Raw genomic sequence first — 16,356 nt, 5'->3', positions numbered from 1 at the left:
TGTTCAAGTTTACCAGGTGTTTTCTCAGTTCCTGGGACTACTCTCTGTAAGTAAGTAGCCTATTTTGCGATTTATAGTACGTTCTGTAGTATTTTGTTATTTCGGCTTGCACTACCTACACTTATCGACAATGATTGTCATTATGAATACGAAAAAAGTTTCTCTAAAAGCAACCCTAATTACCTGCTTAGCTACCTCTGCCTTAGCACTTGCAGGGTGCGCAACGAATTCTCCTAACCAACAGGATTCGCACTCGGGAGAGCACTCTCATGACAAAGCAACTACACATACCGTTGCCCACGCAGAACCTATCCCAAACCGCGATCCACTGCAAGCATTGAAAGTAAAAACTTCAATTTACCCACTTCAATACCTGGTAGAACGCATCGTTGGAGAAAAACTAGCGGCATCCTCACTTACCGGCCCAGGAGTGGACGCACACAGCCTGGAACTATCACCCAAAACAGTTGCTGAATTAGATCAAGCTGACGCCGTCATTTATTTAAGCGGTTTCCAAAACGCAGTTGATGACGCAGCTGCACAGTCACAAAACCCACGAATTTTAGATATCTCCACAGCTCTTAATCTAATCGAAGGTCACGCTCACGACCATGACCACGGACATGATCACGACCATAAGCATACTGATGCAAAAACCTCTCTAGATCCACATTTTTGGCTCGACCCGCATCAAATGGTTAAAGCCACCCATGAACTAACCGCGTTTTTAGTGAAAATTGACCCGGCCAATGCCACCCAATATCAAGAAAACGCAAAAAGACTTGAAGCTGACCTCAATCAGCTGGCCGAAGAAATTCATACCGACTTCCACAAATGTGAAATTAAAACCTTTGTAGTTTCTCACGAAGCATTCGGCTACCTGGCAAATGAAACCGGACTTACCCAAGTTGGGGTTTCCGGGCTGGACCCAGAGGTAACTCCCTCAGTCGCACGAGTAGAAGAAGTAAAACGCGTCATTAAAGAAAACGGGGTAAAAACGATTTACCTTGAAGTAAATGTATCCGCGCGGGTAATCGAAGCCCTGGCCAACGACCTGGGAATCGAAATTGCTGTTTTAGATCCCATCGCTACCCAAAACGACCCGACAACTGACTATCTGCAACTGATGCGCAAAAATCTGGAAACACTGAAAAAGGGACAAAATTGCCAGTAAACGCCTTAAGCGTCAAACATCTTTCTGTCCGGTACGGCAACCATGAAGTTATCCACGGAATGACTTTTTCGGTTCCGGCCGGGCAGATCGTTGCTATTACAGGCGCAAACGGATCCGGAAAATCAACCCTCCTTAAAGCGATCCTAAACATCATTCCCTCTACCGGAGAGGTAACTGTTTTTGGAAAAACTAAACCAAACTGGGACTGGGAAACCCTCAGCTACGTACCTCAACGAATTGCCATCCAGCCAGGTGTCCAATCCACCGTCTTAGAGGTCGTCTGCTCCGGTGCCTTAACCGCAGGTAGATTATTTTTCCCGCGCAAAGTAAAAGAAATAGCCAACTCCAAACTAGCTGAAGTTGAAATGGAACATCGGCTTCACTCACCGTTTAATCAACTCTCTGGCGGACAGCAACAAAGAGTCTTAATCGCCCGTTCTCTCATGCGTTCCCCCGAACTTCTCCTCATGGACGAGCCCCTTTCAGGAATCGACCTAAAAAGCGCCCAAAACCTGGCGCAGCTAGTTGGCAATCTTAAAGCCCAAGGAAAAACTGTCATCATGGTTTTACATGAACTGGGCGCCCTCGAAAAAGTTCTAGATAGAGTGATCCGCATTAAAGATGGCCAAATCATAGCTGATAAAACCCAGTGGAAACCAGGTGAACTTGATGATTAAAGATCTTTTCCCCAGCTCACCAGCTACACTTTTTGATGCCCTGACCACTATGCTAAGCAGTCCACTAATGCAACGCAGTCTCTTAGTGGCCGCTTTAGTTGGGGTATGCGCCCCAGTAATTGGAACCTACCTGGTGCAACGTAAACTGGCTATGCTAGGTGATGGAATCGGACACGTAGCCTTAACCGGTGTTGCTTTAGGGTGGCTAACAGGCACTTTCTTAAACCTAACCACTCCGGAGACTTTAGCAATCCCCGGTGCCCTCATAGTTTCTTTAATCGGAGCAGTTGTCCTGGAAATAATCCGACTTAGCGGCAAAACTGAATCCGATGTGGCATTAGCTATTTTGTTCTATGGCGGGATTGCCGGAGGCGTTTTGCTAATCGGATTCGCCGGAGGAACTTCTTCCCAGCTTAACTCGTACTTATTTGGTTCGCTGGCATCTGTTTCAAAGTTCGATGTGTGGACTACGGTGGGCTTAGCAACCATTATTCTTACTATCGGTTTAGGGCTTTCCCCTGCTCTTTATGCAGTTTGTAATGATGAAGAATTTGCCAAAGCCTCGGGCCTTCCAGTTCGTTCGCTTAATCTTTTAATCGCAGTTTTAGCGGCTTTCACAGTGGCCATCTCCATGCGAGTAGTTGGTTCTTTACTAATCTCTGCTCTGATGATTGTTCCGGTTGCTACTGCGCAGGTGGTTACTACCTCATTTAAAAGGACTCTTTCTTTAGCGATGTTTATTGGCGCAACAGTAGCTGTAACTGGCTTGGTTTTCACATATTTCTTTGACGTTTCCCCTGGAGCTACCATTGTGGTCTTTACAATTTTCCTCTACGGCGGAGCGCACCTACTTAGAACACTCTTTAAACGAATTTAGGCTATGATAAGAAATGTCTTATGAAAGTTGGGGTATGATGGCTGAAACACAAAAACGCGTCACCAAACAGCGGCAAGCAGTAATTGAAATTTTAGAAGGCCGCGCCGATTTCAGATCTGCGCAACGCATTCACGAAGAACTTTTGCAAACTAACGCTAAAATTGGCTTAGCAACGGTTTACCGCAACCTCCGCGCCCTGGCTGAAGAAAATGAAGTCGATGTACTGATGAGCCCCGACGGAGAAGCCCTCTACCGACGCTGCGAACAGGGAAAACATCATCACCATCTGGTCTGTCGCCAATGCTTACGCTCTGAAGAAATTGAAGCAAAAATCGTTGAAAACTGGGTTCACACAGTAGGTCAAGAATACGGTTTCACTAACCTAGAGCATTCCATCGAAGTCTTTGGCTTATGCGCAGATTGTTCGAAATAAAAGCTGATTGAGTAGTTTAATGCACGGCGTTCCCCAGTTTATCTCTGAAGGCCCTTTCCCTATTTTAGTTGCCTTCCTCACCGGCGTGGTTTTCTTTCGTTCCCAAGGAACCTACTGGTTAGCCCGGTTAGTCACCACCGGTGTTATTATCGGTTCAACTAATTCTAAAAACCTATTTATACAACGTACCCACCGTTGGTTAGAAGGAGCTTCCGTCCAACACGGGGTTGATATGGTTGATCGCTGGGGACTCATTGTTATCCCCCTGTCATTTCTTACCATCGGGATTCAAACTATCATTCACGCCGGAGCCGGAGTTGTTAAATTAAATTGGCTCCTCTACACCCTAACTGCAATCCCCGGATACCTTGCCTGGGCATTTCTTTACGCGACAGTAACCCTATCGATTATAAAAACTGGTGAAGCCGCTATCCTTGGGAAAACCTGGGCAATCTTAGCTACTTTAGCGGTACTAGTCATCACAGTTCTATTCACCATTCGCCGGTATAAAGCAGCCAAAATACACGCAACGCAGATTGAAAACTAAACTACTTCAGCTCCCAAGTACCGCAGTCCACTAAACTGTTCTTAACCAGTTACCTTATCCTGCGCAGTCCCGAAACGGCGTTCGCGCCCGGTGAAAGCTAAAATATCGTCCCATAGAGTTTCCCGCCGATACTCCGGCCAGGCAACCGGATTAAACATAAACTCAGCGTAAGCACACTGCCAAAGCAGAAAATTAGAAATCCGCTGTTCCCCACCGGTACGGATTAACAGGTCTACATCAGTTCCCTTACCATAAAGACGTTTCCCAAAAACGCCCTCGGTAATATGACCGGCTTGTAAACTGCCCGCAGCCACCTCACGAGTAATCTGATTCACTGCATCCGTGATTTCAGCGCGCCCCCCGTAATTAACAGCCATATTAAAATCTAACCGAGTATTTTCCCGGGTAAGCTGATGCGCTTTTTCTAACTCGGTAATCACAGATTTCCAAAGCCGAGGACGCCGCCCCCACCAGTTTATACGCACTCCCCAACTATGCAGCTGCGCAGCCCGCCGACGGATCACATCACGCGAATATCCCATTAGGAACTTCACTTCAGCAGGAGAACGCTTCCAGTTCTCTGTAGAAAAAGCGTAAACTGTTAGTTCTTTTACCCCAATTTCAACCGCTCCGGCAATCGTATCCATTAATGCGATTTCCCCCTGGCGGTGCCCTTCTGTGCGCGGCAGGCCACGTTCATTCGCCCACCGCCCATTCCCGTCCATAATAATTGCGACGTGTTTGGGAACTCCGCTGATTTGCGGAGCTTTCAGCTCTCCGGCTCCCGGGGGAAGAATCAATCCAGTCATAGTTAAAATCTACCCTATCAACGCTGTAAGGAGGAATAAGAAATAATCCTCCGCTCTAAATTCCACTGCACCCAGGCAGCCACTATCGAACCGGCTTCTCTCCGCGTAAAATCTTCACTACTAACTGCACTTTCCCAGTCACCAGAAAGTAAGTCACCAAGTAACAGCATAGTTTGCGCAGCCGGAGCAGTTGAACCAGCTGGACGGCACTGACTACACACTGCCCCACCTGACTGTACGTTAAAGTGAGTGTGTGGGCCAGTAGTATCACAAAGCGCACAATCCCAAAATGAGGGTGCCCAGCCAGATAAAGCCATTGCCCGAAGCAGAAAAGAGTTCATCACTAAATCTGCCGGATAGCGGGCCTTCCCTAAAGCGTGAAGTGCCCCTAAAAGCAGCAAATACATTTGTGGGCTGGCATCATCTTCACTTAAGCGCTCTGCCGCTTCTACCATCACACAAGCACGCGTATACTTGTCGTAGTCCTGGGCGATCTCCATCCCGTATAAGCGAATCGCCGCAACTTGGGTGAGAACATCTAAACTTCTCCCTAAATGAATTTGCGCGTCCACCACGGTGAAAGGTTCTAAGCGTGCCCCAAATTTAGATGAAGTCCGCCGGATTCCTTTAGCAACTACTCTTTTCAAACCGTGATGGTGCGTAAGTAAAGTAATAATCCGATCTGCTTCCCCCAGTTTTTGTGTGCGCAGAACGATCGCTTCATCCCGGTATGTTTTCACTCCAGTTGCCTTAAGTTAAATCTCCGGTTAGAAACCTAACCTACCGAGCATTTTAGGATCTGACTGCCAATCTTTAGCGGTGCGCACGTGGAGATCCAGGTAAACCCTACGTTTAAGCAGTTCTTCAATTGCCAATCGCGCTTTAGTACCTACTTGTTTTAGACGCGACCCACCTTTACCGATAATGATGGCTTTTTGGGAGTCACGTTCTACGAAAAGATTAACGTGGATATTCAGCATGGGAGGATGCTTTTGCCCAGGTTTTGGTTTCCGTTCAACAACTTCTTCAACCTGTACAGCTAAGGAGTGCGGCAGTTCGTCGCGCACGCCCTCTAGAGCAGCTTCTCTGATTAGTTCCGCAATCATTACGTCCCGTGGCTCATCGGAATAAATATCCCGTGGATAAAGCGGTGGTGATTTAGGCATTCGCTCCGCCAGAACTTTAATGAGCGTATCGATCTGCTGATTTTTGTGTGCGGATACCGGCACGATTTCAACAAATTCTCCCAGTTTGTCAATATCTTGGAGGTGTTCGAGCATTCGTTCTGGTTTTACTTTGTCAGCTTTGGTAGCTACCGCAATTACCGGAGTGCGCAGCCCGCGTAACTGGCGGGCTATAAATTCATCCCCGGGGCCAACTTTTTGGTCGCTGGGTAGGCAAAAGACAACCACATCAACTTCTGCCAGTGATTCTCTGACCATTTCGTTTAAGCGTCGCCCCAGGAGTGTTCGAGGGCGGTGGTATCCGGGTGTATCGACGATGACCAGCTGGAAGTCCTCTCCGTGTACTACCCCGCGCACGTTGTGTCGGGTAGTTTCTGGTCGCATTGAGGTAATCGCAATTTTTGAGCCTACTAAAGCGTTGGTAAGTGTTGATTTACCTACATTTGGTCGGCCTACAATGGCAACAAACCCAGCTTTGAAATCTGCGGTATAGTCAAGTTTAACTAATCCGTCTTGTTCGGTTTCAGTGGTTTCTTCTACAGCTTCAGTGGTTTCTTCTTCGGCTTCAGCGGTTTCTTCTTCAGCTTCAGCGGTTTCTTCTTCGGCTTCGTCGGTTTCTTTTACGGGTAGAGTTCCGCTAATTTCATAGGCTTCAATGGCGGTGTCGTCAAATTCTAATCCCAGATCTTCCAGCGCGTTTGGGCCCGCCATTAGTTCATCATCGGAGGGAAAATGCATTAGTTTGTTTCACTTTCTAACCTGTTTTTAGATTCTTCTGTCGATTCAGGTTCAGTTTTGGGGGTGCGGAGCTTTGCCACAACAGTTCCCAGTTGGCGGCGTCCAATAGTTTCATCAGCGGTGATTTCAATTTCTTCAGTCTCCCCGTGATCACCTGGAAGCGGCACTTTTCCAAGGACTTTACCTAAAAGTCCCCCCACGGAATCCACGTCTTCGTCTCTTAGTTCAATCCCTAAAAGTTCTCCCAGTTCCCATAGTGAGAAGCGGGCGGGGACCCGCCACACTCCGGGGCTGATTTCCTCTGGTTCCATTACGTTACGATCGTGTTCGTCAGTGAGTTCACCAACGATTTCTTCAAGTAAATCTTCAATGGTGATTAAGCCAGCTACGCCACCGTATTCATCTACCACCAGTACCAGGTGGACTCGGTCGGCTTGCATTTGGCGGAGCTGGTCATCAGCTAGCACCATTTCTGGTACGAACTTAGGTTCACGACAGGCATTTCTAACTGGAATCTGCCTATCCTCAGGGCGGCGTCGTAATCGCGAGACTACGTCTTTAAAGTAGATGATGCCTACAATATCGTCGATATCGTCTTCAATCACTGGAATACGGGAGTAGCCAGAAGTTACGAAAAGGTCGAGTGCTTCATCTAAGGATGCTTCTGCCCCCATGGTTACCATTTCTGTACGCGGCACCATTACTTCACGTACCAGGGTATGTCCCAGTTCAAAGACGGAACGTAACATAACCCGATCTTCTTCTTCAAAACCGGTGGTTTCTCCCACTTCATCAACAACTTCTCGCATTTCTTCAACCATTTCAGCGCGTGCTTCTGCAACGGTTTGTTCACTGGCGGGAAGGAATCTTGCAAAAATCCGTACCAGGGGATCCCACATTTTAGAGCCGGCTAAGTAAGTTTCTAAAAGGGGGGTGAGCCAAAGGGCCACAGCTTCTGGGTTGCGTAAAGAAATCCGGTTGGGAATAAAAGCAATAAATACTGCGACTAGGAGCCAGTTAATGATGATGGCAATGCCTAAAATCGCCCACCAGGCGGTGAAGAATGAGGCAACGATTAAGGTGGTGGCGATGGTGAAAAGGGTTTGGAAGATTAAACGCCAAGAACGGGTGGTTACGATGGTGCGTTTGCGATCATCAATTAAGATTTCCAGACGTTTTGCTCGTGGTAGTGAAGCTTCAACCAGGTCATCTACCGCAGCGTGAGAGAGCCTTTGTAGAGCACTTTCCGCTGCAACCGAAATACCGGCGACAACCATGGCGATAAGTGAAAGTACGATTAAAAACCCAAGGGGTGTGCTTTCCATAAAATTATTTACTGCTTTCGTTTAATCGGTAAGTTTGCCTGTTAAAGGAGGGTCAATAGTGACTTTGCCGGGGCGTTGCGCTAAGAAGGTGAGTAGCAGCTTCCGCTGAAGCGCAAACATTACTTTTTCTTCTTCGGCTTCTAAGTGGTCGTAGCCAAGCAAATGTAGGATCCCGTGTACGGTAAGAAGCAGCATTTCTTCTACGGCAGCGTGTCCTGCTTGGAGTGCTTGGTTGGCAGCAACTTGGGGGCAGATAACAATGTCACCTAAGGTTCCCGGTGGGGTTACTCTTCCAGGCTGTCCGGGGCGCAGTTCGTCCATGGGAAAGCTCATTACGTCAGTTGGCCCGGGTAGATCCATCCACTTTAAGTGCAGTTCTTCCATTGGCTCGGGGTCAATGAACATGATTGCCAGTTCAGCTTCGGCAGAAACGTGCATTTGTCCTAGGACGTATTCAGCTACCGCTCGGAACTCATCTAAGTTAAGGGTTTCTGCTGTTTCATTAACTACTTCAATGCTCATGTTTTCCTCCGGTAGCTGCCTCTACCTGAGGCTCTGTATTCAGGTTGGGGATGCTGTTCATCCCAGCGTTGGTAAGCGTCGATAATATCCCCCACTAGCCGGTGCCGTACCACGTCAGCAGAAGAAAGCGCGCAGAATTCGATTCCGTCGATTCCTTGGAGGATATCGTAGGCCGTTTGTAAGCCAGATTTCGTGTTCCCCGGTAGGTCGATTTGAGAGGAGTCCCCGGTGACTACAACTTTGGAACGAAAACCCAGTCGCGTAAGAAACATTTTCATCTGCGCTTGGGTGGTGTTTTGGGCTTCATCTAAGATAATGAAAGCGTCGTTTAAGGTGCGCCCACGCATATACGCTAAGGGAGCTACTTCAATTGTCCCTGCGGCTAATAGACGTGGGAGGGCTTCTGCATCCACCATGTCATTGAGCGCGTCGTAAAGGGGGCGTAAATATGGGTCGATTTTCTCAGTTAAGGTGCCGGGTAGAAATCCCAGGGATTCGCCGGCTTCCACTGCTGGGCGGGTGAGGATTATTCGCCTGACTTGCCCGGTTAATAAGGCGTTTACTGCCATTGCCATAGCCAGGTAGGTTTTGCCTGTTCCAGCTGGCCCGATCCCGAAAACGATGGTATTTTCGGCAATCATTTCCACGTAGCGTTGCTGTCCGGCAGTTTTTGCTCTAATTACTCTGCCGCGGACGTTTAGGATTGATTCAGTTAATGCGGGGGCGGTGCCAGTTTGCGCCAGTAGCCCAATTGCGTGTTCAACTGTATCTGAGTTCAGGTACTGTCCTGAACGAGCTAGGGAAATGAGTTCTTTTACCAGGTCAGCTACAGTTGCTACGTTGGCAGCGCTTCCGCTGATAGTGATTTCATTTCCGAGGGCGTGGACGCTGACTCCGGGAAAGCCTTTTTCTAGGCTCGCCAGAACTTGGTCGGAGGCACCTAAAACCGTTACGGGGTCAAGGTTTTGTGGAATAGTAACGGTAGTAGTAACTGACCGGTCGTATTCTAATTCAACTTCAGGTGTTTGTTCGATACTCATTAACTCTAATTGTACCGTCCGCTGCGGTAATTCACGAGGGCAATAGCCACGGTTCCAGCTGTGGATGAACGCATAACAGTGTTACCGATTCGCACTATTTGGGCGCCGGCCTGGGCGAAAGCAGTTAGCTCTGCTTCGGTAAGGCCTCCTTCGGGACCAACGATTAAGGCAATCTTTTCAGTTTCAAACCAGGCGGTTTCGATTTCTTCTAAACTTTTTTCACCGCTTTCGTGTAATACCAGCAGTTTGGTTTCTCCAAGTTTAGTAAGCAGTTCTTTGGTTCCTCCGGCGTAGGCAACGCTGGGAATCCGGCTACGGCGAGCTTGTTTGCTGGCGCTTTTTAACAGGTTTAACCATTTTTCAAGTTGTTTAACTTGTTTTTTGCCTTCCCATTTGACGATTGCGCGTTGGGATTGCCAGGCTATTACTGCATCAACTCCAACTTCTGTGGCACTTTCAATGGCCTGTTCATCGCGCCCTCCTTTGGCAAGTGCCTGGACCAGGGTAAGTTGTGGCTTTGCTACTGGTTCAATAACTAGGTTAAGTACTTTTAAGGTGACGCTTTTTTCTGCGCTGCTAACTACTTCTCCTTTAAGACGAGTCCCTTTTCCATCTACCAGGTGGATTTCTTCTCCGGTTTGGACGCGCATCACGGTTGCGTGGTGGGCTTCTGCTCCGGTGAAGGTGAAAAGTTCTCCAATTTGCGCAGCATCTAGTGGCTCATGGAAGTAAACTGGCGCGGTCATCTAAGTTCCCTTTGAAAAGTTGAGGCGGTTGGCGGTGGTTTAAAAGTTCGCGAACTTTTCTTTTAAGGAGGCAAAGAATCCTGAGCCGTCCTGTACTGGTTTTGCTTCTACGCGGTCTTCTCCGCGGAGGGTAGCAAATTGTCTGATCAGGTTCTTTTCTTCTTCGGTTAGTTTCCGGGGAGTTTCGATATTAAGTTTGATTCGCAAGTGGCCGCGGGTGTTGCGGTGTAGGCGCGTGACTCCCAGGTTTTCTAACACAATTTCATCGAATGGTTGGCTTCCTGCGGGTACGTCGATTGTGCGTTTTCCATCTAGCGTTTCTAACTCAATTTGGGTGCCTAAGATGGCGGCGGTAAATGGAATACTTACGGTGGCGATTAGGTCAGCCCCGACCCTGGTAAAGATTGGGTCTTTCTTTTCGTGGATTTCTACGTAGAGGTCACCAGCTGCTCCTCCGCCTGGCCCTGCTTCAGACTGTCCGCTCAGGCGGATTCGGGTGCCGTGTTCTACACCGGCAGGTACGTCAACGGTGATGGTTCGTTTTGCTCTTTGGCGTCCCTGCCCGTTACATTCTGGGCAGGGGTTGGTGATGACGGTGCCGTGTCCTTCACAGGTTTGGCAAGCGGCGGTAGTCATTACTGAGCCCAGAATGGTGCGCTGTTGCATCCGCACGGTTCCGCTGCCTTGGCAGTTGCTACAGGTTTTTGCGGTTGTTCCTGGGGCGCAGCATGATCCCATGCAGGTGTCACATTTTACGTGAGTATTTAGTTCAACTTGTTTTTGGGTACCGAAAGTTATTTCTGCCAAGGTTAGTTCAATCGCGGTGAGCATATCCTTGCCGCGTCGGCCTCGGGGAGTAGGTCCTCCCATTGGCCCCATCCCCGCGGCAGAGAAGAAGGTTTCAAAGATATCTCCGAAATCGAATCCGCCCATGCCTCCCATTCCCGGCATGCCTCCCCTATCGTAGGCGCGTCGTTTTTCTGGGTTAGAGAGGGTGTCGTAGGCGACGGTTACTTTTTTAAATTCTTCTTCAGTTTCTTTACCTGCGATATCTGGGTGTAGTTTTCGAGAGAGCTTCCGGTAGGCTTTTTTAATTTCCTCTGCGCTTGCGTCTTTAGATACACCCAGGATTTCGTAGTAATCTTCGTTCACTGTTTTCTTCTTCTTTTCTATTTTTATTTCTTTAGGTAATGCGATAGGTAGTTAGAAAGGCTTTGCACGGTACTCATGGCGGCGGTATAGTCCATGCGTACGGGCCCGACTACCGCGAGGTGAGCGGAGGTGGTTTCTGTCCCGTATTTTCCGGCGACAATCGCGGTTTCTATCAGTCCGTCGTGGTGATTTTCTTTTCCGATTGAGACTCTGACTTGGTCAGTTTGCACTCCGGAGATGAGTCTAAGCAGGGCAACTTGTTCTTCGAGGGCGTCTAGGACCGGTACTATGCTGTGTTGGAAGTCAGTTTCGGCACGGACTAGGTTCGCCGTTCCGGCGATTACTAGTCGCTGTTCTGCTTCTACTTTCGTTAGTTCTAAAATGGTTTGAGCGATTTGTTTTTGGAAGTCATAGGGCCAGGTATGCAGGTGTTGTCCCAGGATTTCTTGGACTTGGGCCAGTTCTTTTCCAATGCATAGCTGGTTTAGCACGTGTTTAAATTGGGCCAGTTCAGCACTGTTTGCGGTTATTGCGTTGAGGGTGCGTCTTTCGACATTGGTGTTGTCGGTGATGAGGACGATCATTAGTCGCTGGTCCCCTAGTTCCACTATTTCTAGGCAGAGGACTTTTGTTTGCGTGCAGTGCGGGTATTGAATGATTGCGACTTGTCTAGTTAGTTGCGCCATCAGACGGACGGTGCGTTCAATCACGTCGTCAACGCTGAGGGCGTCTGCTAGGAAACTCTCGATTGCTCTGCGTTCTGGAGCTGAGAGGGGTTTGATTTGTGCAAGTTTATCTACAAAGACGCGGTAGCCCGCTAAGGTGGGTACTCTACCGGCGGAAGTGTGGGGCTGGTAGATGAGTCCTTCTTCTTCTAGGACTGCCATGTCATTGCGGATCGTCGCTGGGCTGACTCCTAAATCGTAGCGTTCTACCAGCATTTTTGAACCGACTGGTTCGCGGTTACATACGTAGTCGGAAACGATGGCGCGTAGCACGTCTAAGCGACGGTCTGCAGTGCTCATTTTCCCTCTCTTTCCCGTATGTGTAGTTCCTTTTCAAATCTAGCACTCTGCAGGGGCGACTGCTAACTCCAAGGGGTTATCCACTGCAACTGGTGGCTGTTTTCACACCGCTTATGCTACTGATCTTTAGTGCGTCTGTGGTTCAGTTACGAAATCAATTAGTTCCTCTACTTTGCCTAAGAGTTCTGGTTCTAAATCTCGGTAGTTACGAACTCTGCTTAGGATTGCTTTCCACCCCAGCCCAATATCTTCTTTCGTATTTGCCGGTAGGCCCAAAGCCTGCAAGGTACCTACTTTAATGTCTTTTCCTTTAGGAATGTGGGGCCAAGCAGTTAATCCCACTCGGTGGGGTTTAACTGCTTGCCAGATGTCTACAAATGGGTGCCCCACTACTTTAACGGCCTCGGGCCAGCGCCCCATTACCTGCGCGGCAATCCGCGATTCTTTCGAGCCGGGCACCAGGTGGTCTACCAGCACACCAACGCGAACTGTGGGAGTGGGAGCAAATCTGGCGAGGATTTCTTCAAGGTGATCTATGCCCTGGAGATATTCGACCAGGACTCCTTCGATTCTTAAATCGTCACCCCAGATTTTTTCTACCAGTTCAGCGTCGTGGGTTCCTTCTACGAAGATGCGGGACAGTTTCGCTACTTTTGCTTTCATGTCAGTTACTGCACGCGATCCTGAAGCGGTACGTTGCCTGCCAACTGGAGTTTTAGGCGCCTGATAGATAGTTAGTTCCACGGGTTTTCCGTCTACCCAAAAGCCGGGCCCCAGGGGGAATGAACGCCGGTTTCCGCGGCGGTCTTCTAACTCTACTAGGTACATTCCGGCGGCTTTTTCCACTCGGATTACGGCTCCTACGAATCCGCTGGTGGGTTCTTCAACTACCAGTCCTGGTTCTGCGGGGATTTTTTGGCTGCGAGGGCGGTGGGCAAAAGTTCCTTCTCGGTGCGGATCCTGTTTCAAAATGTCCGGGCCGTAACGGTCAATCAATGTGTTTCCTTTGTTTTGTGTTCGTCTTTGCTTCCCCTAGGATAACCGTTTCGGATACTCTCTTAGCGGATTGACGCAGGATAGTTAAGGACAGTAGTAACATTAGGCTATGAGTTTTTCACTAAATGTTTCCCAAGTGCGCCAGCTACTAGGTTCACTTTTATGTAATCGCGCGGCGTTTGAGCTGCAGGCAAATTTTACTCAGCTAACCTATAACTCGAAGGCAGTTCAGCCGGGGGCTCTTTTCTTTTGTAAAGGCGCTAAGTTTAATGTGGCTTACTTGGAAGAAGCTATTCAAAAGGGTGCTTTGGCTTATGTTAGTGAAGAAGTTTATCCAGTTGATATTCCCTGTTTTCAGGTGAGCGATATTCGCGTTGCTATGCCTCTTTTGGCAGCTAATTTCTATCAGCATGCTTACCGTAGCTTTAATTTAACTGGGATTACCGGCACTAAGGGGAAATCAACTACCGCTGTTTTCTTACAGAAGATTTTAGATACTTCGTTAGCTGCTGAGCAGAAAGTAAGTGGAATTATTTCTTCCATTAACACTTATGACGGAGTAGTAGATGAAGAATCTGCTTTAACTACTCCCGAAGCGTTGGAACTGCACACTCATTTTGCCAATGCGGCGCAAAGTGGTTTGCCCTATGTGACGATGGAGGTTTCCAGCCAGGGGTTGAAGTATCATCGCGTCGGTGAGGTTACTTTCGATGTGGGAGTTTTCTTAAATATTGACGCCGACCATATTTCCGCTATTGAACACCCTGATTTTACTGATTATTTCCACTCGAAACTGCAGTTATTCAACCAGGCTAAACACCTGGTGATTAACTTAGATTCTGCTGAGCTTTCCGAAGTCTTAGAAGCAATTCCTGCGGGCATTCCTTTCAGCACTTTTTCTACTCAAGATCCGCAGGCGGATTTCTATGCTGAAAACATCACTACTGATGGTCATACGGTAGCATTTGCAGTTAATGGCGAACCTATTAAACTGGGCATTTCTGGGTTGTTTAACGTAGAAAATGCGTTAGCTGCGATTGCGGTTGCCCGTCACTATGGGATTTCTTTTGAAACTATCCGGCAGGCGTTAGCGGCTATTCGAGTGCCGGGGCGGATGGAAGTTTTCGTAGGCGCAGATCCTAATCTGGTCACGATTGTGGATTACGCGCATAATCGGCTTTCTTATGAGCGTTTATTTCAATCTTGTGAACAGTCGTATCCGGGTTTTAAGAAGATTATTATCTTTGGTTGTCCCGGACATAAGGCTTATAACCGCCGGCAAGATCTGGCTGAGGTTGCTGATGCGCATGCGGATCAGATTATTTTAACGATGGAAGATCCTAACGCAGAGCCGGTTCCGCAAATTTCAGCTGATATTGCTGCTTTCGTTAAAGAAACCCCCGTTTCTTTAGTTGATGATCGGGTTGCTGCCTATCGGCACGCCCTGTCATTAGTGGATGGGAAGACGGTGATTTTATTCGCTGGTAAAGGGGATGAAACTACTCATAAGATCGACGGGAAAGCAGTGGTTTATCCGTCGGATGTGGAGATAACTAAAACTGCTTTAGGATTGGCTTAGCCTTATCCTAAAGCAGCGTAGTTTTCAGCTTAAAGTGGCTCCCGGTTAGAAGTATGCTTTTAAGAGTTCTAACGTATCTAACACGTATTGGGCGGTAATATCGTCTTTATCTAACTGAGGGTTATATTCGACGATATCTACCGCACAAACTGGAGTTTGCTCAATTAGGGTTCGCAAAATCTGGTGGGTTTGTGCTGGAGTTAGTCCTCCTTTAACTGGAACACTTACTCCGGGGATAAGCTGGGGGTCCATGGAATCTAAGTCTAAGGAAACGTGTACTTTGTCTACGGTTTGGAAGCGTTCCACAATCTTTTCCAGGCAGGTTTCTAAACCGTTTGCGACTACTTCATCCCAGTAAAAGTGCATGATGTTGTGCTGTTCTAAAAGAACTTTCTCCCCTGGGTCCACGTCACGTAAGCCGATGTAAACCATATTTTCAGGCTTTAATTTTGGGCCTTCAAAATGCAGGTTATTCAACTCCGGAGTTTCCATGAGCCCCAGTAATGCAGCTACCGGCATTCCGTGTATATTTCCCGAGGGCGTGGTGGTTTCCACGTTCAAATCAGCGTGAGCGTCAATCCAGATCACTCCTAAAGTTTCTACTTGCGTAGATGAAGCGGCTACAGTTCCCATTGAAGCTGCGTGATCTCCGAGGATATTAATCGGAGTGCGTTCAGCTTCCAGCTGGGTTTGGGCTACTTCTGCCAGGGTTTCAGAAGTAGCGATAACTGATTCTAGATTCCGCAGGCGCGGGTCGTTACGCTTAGGTTCTCTTTGTTCTTCTGGAACCACAATTAGCTCAAGGGCCGGGTTAAGTTCAAAGAGTCTAGTTAGATTCCTTGCAATACCGGGAGCTTGCTCACCTAAATGATTATTACAACCGATGATCTGCAACATGTTAGTTCCTATTAAAAAGTTCTTCTACTAGCCCGGTTTCCTGATCGTAATACAACCCGTGAATACTTAACTGCCCGGTGGCTACCAGGGCAGCTAAATTCTCTTGTTTGTTTAACCATTTAACCTGAGATAGTACGTTTTCTTTAGCTGCTTGAGCAACTGCCTCTTTTGTCTGTGGAAGCTGAGTTAGGTTTGGGTCAATTCCTCTGGTGATTGCTTCTACAGCAATCGCTAGATGGGGATCTTGATTTCCTTTTAAGGCGGCGCTGACTGCACCGCACCCAGAGTGTCCCAGCACTGCAATAGTGCGAATTCCTAAATCAAAAACTCCGTAGTAAATGGTAGCGTACTGTGATTGCCCAACCGTATTTCCGACTCCACGGGAAACCAGGATGTCCCCCATTTCACAGTTGAAAATAACTTCAGGGATAACTCTTGAGTCAGAGCAGGAAACTAAAACCAGTTGTGGAGCTTGCCCCGCTTCGGAAAGTTGTTGCCGTTTATAAGCTGAAAAGTCAATGGATACTTCTTTGGCTTTTACTGCTGCTCGGTTACGGTTTAAGAAACGTTCCATCTGACTCAAAGGTTCCCTTCCAAAAAAAATTTCGGTTGGTTCCCATCTTACCTTGAGAGGC

General features: G+C 48.0%; 18 protein-coding genes. 6 read left to right on the top strand and 12 right to left on the bottom strand.

The window, feature by feature from the left end; all coding sequences use genetic code 11:
* Positions 1-142 precede the first annotated feature (142 nt).
* From NXS08_RS01675 to NXS08_RS01655, 5 genes are read left to right on the top strand one after another with little or no spacing between them, the layout of a single operon-like run.
* Positions 143-1,174: a metal ABC transporter substrate-binding protein gene (locus tag NXS08_RS01675; protein WP_259136481.1), complete on the top strand. Its 1,032-nt coding sequence runs from the start codon at positions 143-145 to the stop codon at positions 1,172-1,174.
* On the top strand, positions 1,165-1,851 hold the full coding sequence (locus tag NXS08_RS01670) for a metal ABC transporter ATP-binding protein (protein WP_259136479.1): 687 nt from the start codon (positions 1,165-1,167) through the stop codon (positions 1,849-1,851). Before NXS08_RS01675 ends, NXS08_RS01670 begins: the two co-directional genes overlap by 10 nt.
* Positions 1,844-2,728 carry a metal ABC transporter permease gene (locus NXS08_RS01665; protein ID WP_259136477.1) on the top strand — a complete coding sequence of 295 codons (885 nt, stop codon included), beginning with the start codon at positions 1,844-1,846 and terminating at the stop codon, positions 2,726-2,728. The genes NXS08_RS01670 and NXS08_RS01665 overlap by 8 nt, the downstream gene beginning before the upstream one ends.
* Positions 2,729-2,762: 34 nt before the next feature.
* Complete coding sequence (locus NXS08_RS01660) at positions 2,763-3,161, top strand: Fur family transcriptional regulator (protein WP_310546845.1); 399 nt, start codon at positions 2,763-2,765, stop codon at positions 3,159-3,161.
* Between the two features lie 19 nt (positions 3,162-3,180).
* On the top strand, positions 3,181-3,708 hold the full coding sequence (locus NXS08_RS01655; RefSeq protein WP_259136475.1) for a hypothetical protein: 528 nt from the start codon (positions 3,181-3,183) through the stop codon (positions 3,706-3,708).
* A 41-nt stretch (positions 3,709-3,749) separates the two neighbouring features.
* On the opposite strand, the gene uppS is transcribed toward NXS08_RS01655, so the two are convergent.
* The 10 genes from uppS to NXS08_RS01605 all read right to left on the bottom strand — a co-directional run bounded on the left by uppS (position 3,750) and on the right by NXS08_RS01605 (position 13,245).
* Positions 3,750-4,517, bottom strand: a complete 768-nt coding sequence (uppS, locus tag NXS08_RS01650) for a polyprenyl diphosphate synthase (protein ID WP_259136473.1) — start codon at positions 4,515-4,517, stop codon at positions 3,750-3,752.
* A 17-nt stretch (positions 4,518-4,534) separates the two neighbouring features.
* The gene (gene recO, locus NXS08_RS01645; protein ID WP_259136471.1) at positions 4,535-5,257 is read right to left on the bottom strand and encodes a DNA repair protein RecO; all 723 of its coding nucleotides are present in this window, start codon (positions 5,255-5,257) and stop codon (positions 4,535-4,537) included.
* A gap of 27 nt (positions 5,258-5,284) precedes the next feature.
* The gene (gene era, locus NXS08_RS01640) at positions 5,285-6,439 is read right to left on the bottom strand and encodes a GTPase Era (protein WP_259136469.1); all 1,155 of its coding nucleotides are present in this window, start codon (positions 6,437-6,439) and stop codon (positions 5,285-5,287) included.
* Entirely contained in the window at positions 6,439-7,764 is a 1,326-nt protein-coding gene (locus NXS08_RS01635) for a hemolysin family protein (protein WP_259136467.1), read from the bottom strand. Before NXS08_RS01635 ends, era begins: the two co-directional genes overlap by 1 nt.
* Positions 7,765-7,785: 21 nt before the next feature.
* Positions 7,786-8,286, bottom strand: coding sequence for an rRNA maturation RNase YbeY (ybeY, locus tag NXS08_RS01630; RefSeq protein ID WP_259136465.1), 501 nt, complete (start codon positions 8,284-8,286; stop codon positions 7,786-7,788).
* Positions 8,283-9,326, bottom strand: coding sequence for a PhoH family protein (locus tag NXS08_RS01625; protein ID WP_259136451.1), 1,044 nt, complete (start codon positions 9,324-9,326; stop codon positions 8,283-8,285). Before NXS08_RS01625 ends, ybeY begins: the two co-directional genes overlap by 4 nt.
* Before the next feature lie 5 nt (positions 9,327-9,331).
* Positions 9,332-10,072, bottom strand: a complete 741-nt coding sequence (locus NXS08_RS01620; protein WP_259136448.1) for a 16S rRNA (uracil(1498)-N(3))-methyltransferase — start codon at positions 10,070-10,072, stop codon at positions 9,332-9,334.
* Between the two features lie 39 nt (positions 10,073-10,111).
* Positions 10,112-11,224, bottom strand: a complete 1,113-nt coding sequence (locus NXS08_RS01615) for a J domain-containing protein (protein ID WP_259136445.1) — start codon at positions 11,222-11,224, stop codon at positions 10,112-10,114.
* A 23-nt stretch (positions 11,225-11,247) separates the two neighbouring features.
* The gene (gene hrcA / locus NXS08_RS01610; RefSeq protein WP_259136443.1) at positions 11,248-12,249 is read right to left on the bottom strand and encodes a heat-inducible transcriptional repressor HrcA; all 1,002 of its coding nucleotides are present in this window, start codon (positions 12,247-12,249) and stop codon (positions 11,248-11,250) included.
* A 126-nt stretch (positions 12,250-12,375) separates the two neighbouring features.
* Positions 12,376-13,245, bottom strand: a complete 870-nt coding sequence (locus tag NXS08_RS01605; protein WP_259136441.1) for a DUF3097 domain-containing protein — start codon at positions 13,243-13,245, stop codon at positions 12,376-12,378.
* Between the two features lie 109 nt (positions 13,246-13,354).
* Between NXS08_RS01605 and NXS08_RS01600 the strand changes: the two genes are divergently transcribed.
* A complete protein-coding gene (locus NXS08_RS01600; RefSeq protein ID WP_259136439.1) occupies positions 13,355-14,824 on the top strand; it encodes a Mur ligase family protein in 1,470 nt (489 codons plus the stop codon).
* Between the two features lie 45 nt (positions 14,825-14,869).
* On the opposite strand, the gene NXS08_RS01595 is transcribed toward NXS08_RS01600, so the two are convergent.
* Both NXS08_RS01595 and NXS08_RS01590 read right to left on the bottom strand, forming a co-directional pair.
* A complete protein-coding gene (locus NXS08_RS01595; RefSeq protein ID WP_259136437.1) occupies positions 14,870-15,721 on the bottom strand; it encodes an arginase in 852 nt (283 codons plus the stop codon).
* 1 nt (position 15,722) lies between these two features.
* Entirely contained in the window at positions 15,723-16,295 is a 573-nt protein-coding gene (locus NXS08_RS01590; RefSeq protein ID WP_259137346.1) for a carbonic anhydrase, read from the bottom strand.
* Positions 16,296-16,356 lie beyond the last annotated feature (61 nt).

This window comes from Gleimia sp. 6138-11-ORH1, from assembly GCF_024814355.1.
GTDB lineage: Bacteria > Actinomycetota > Actinomycetes > Actinomycetales > Actinomycetaceae > Gleimia.
This window is presented reverse-complemented; position numbering and strand designations above follow the sequence as displayed.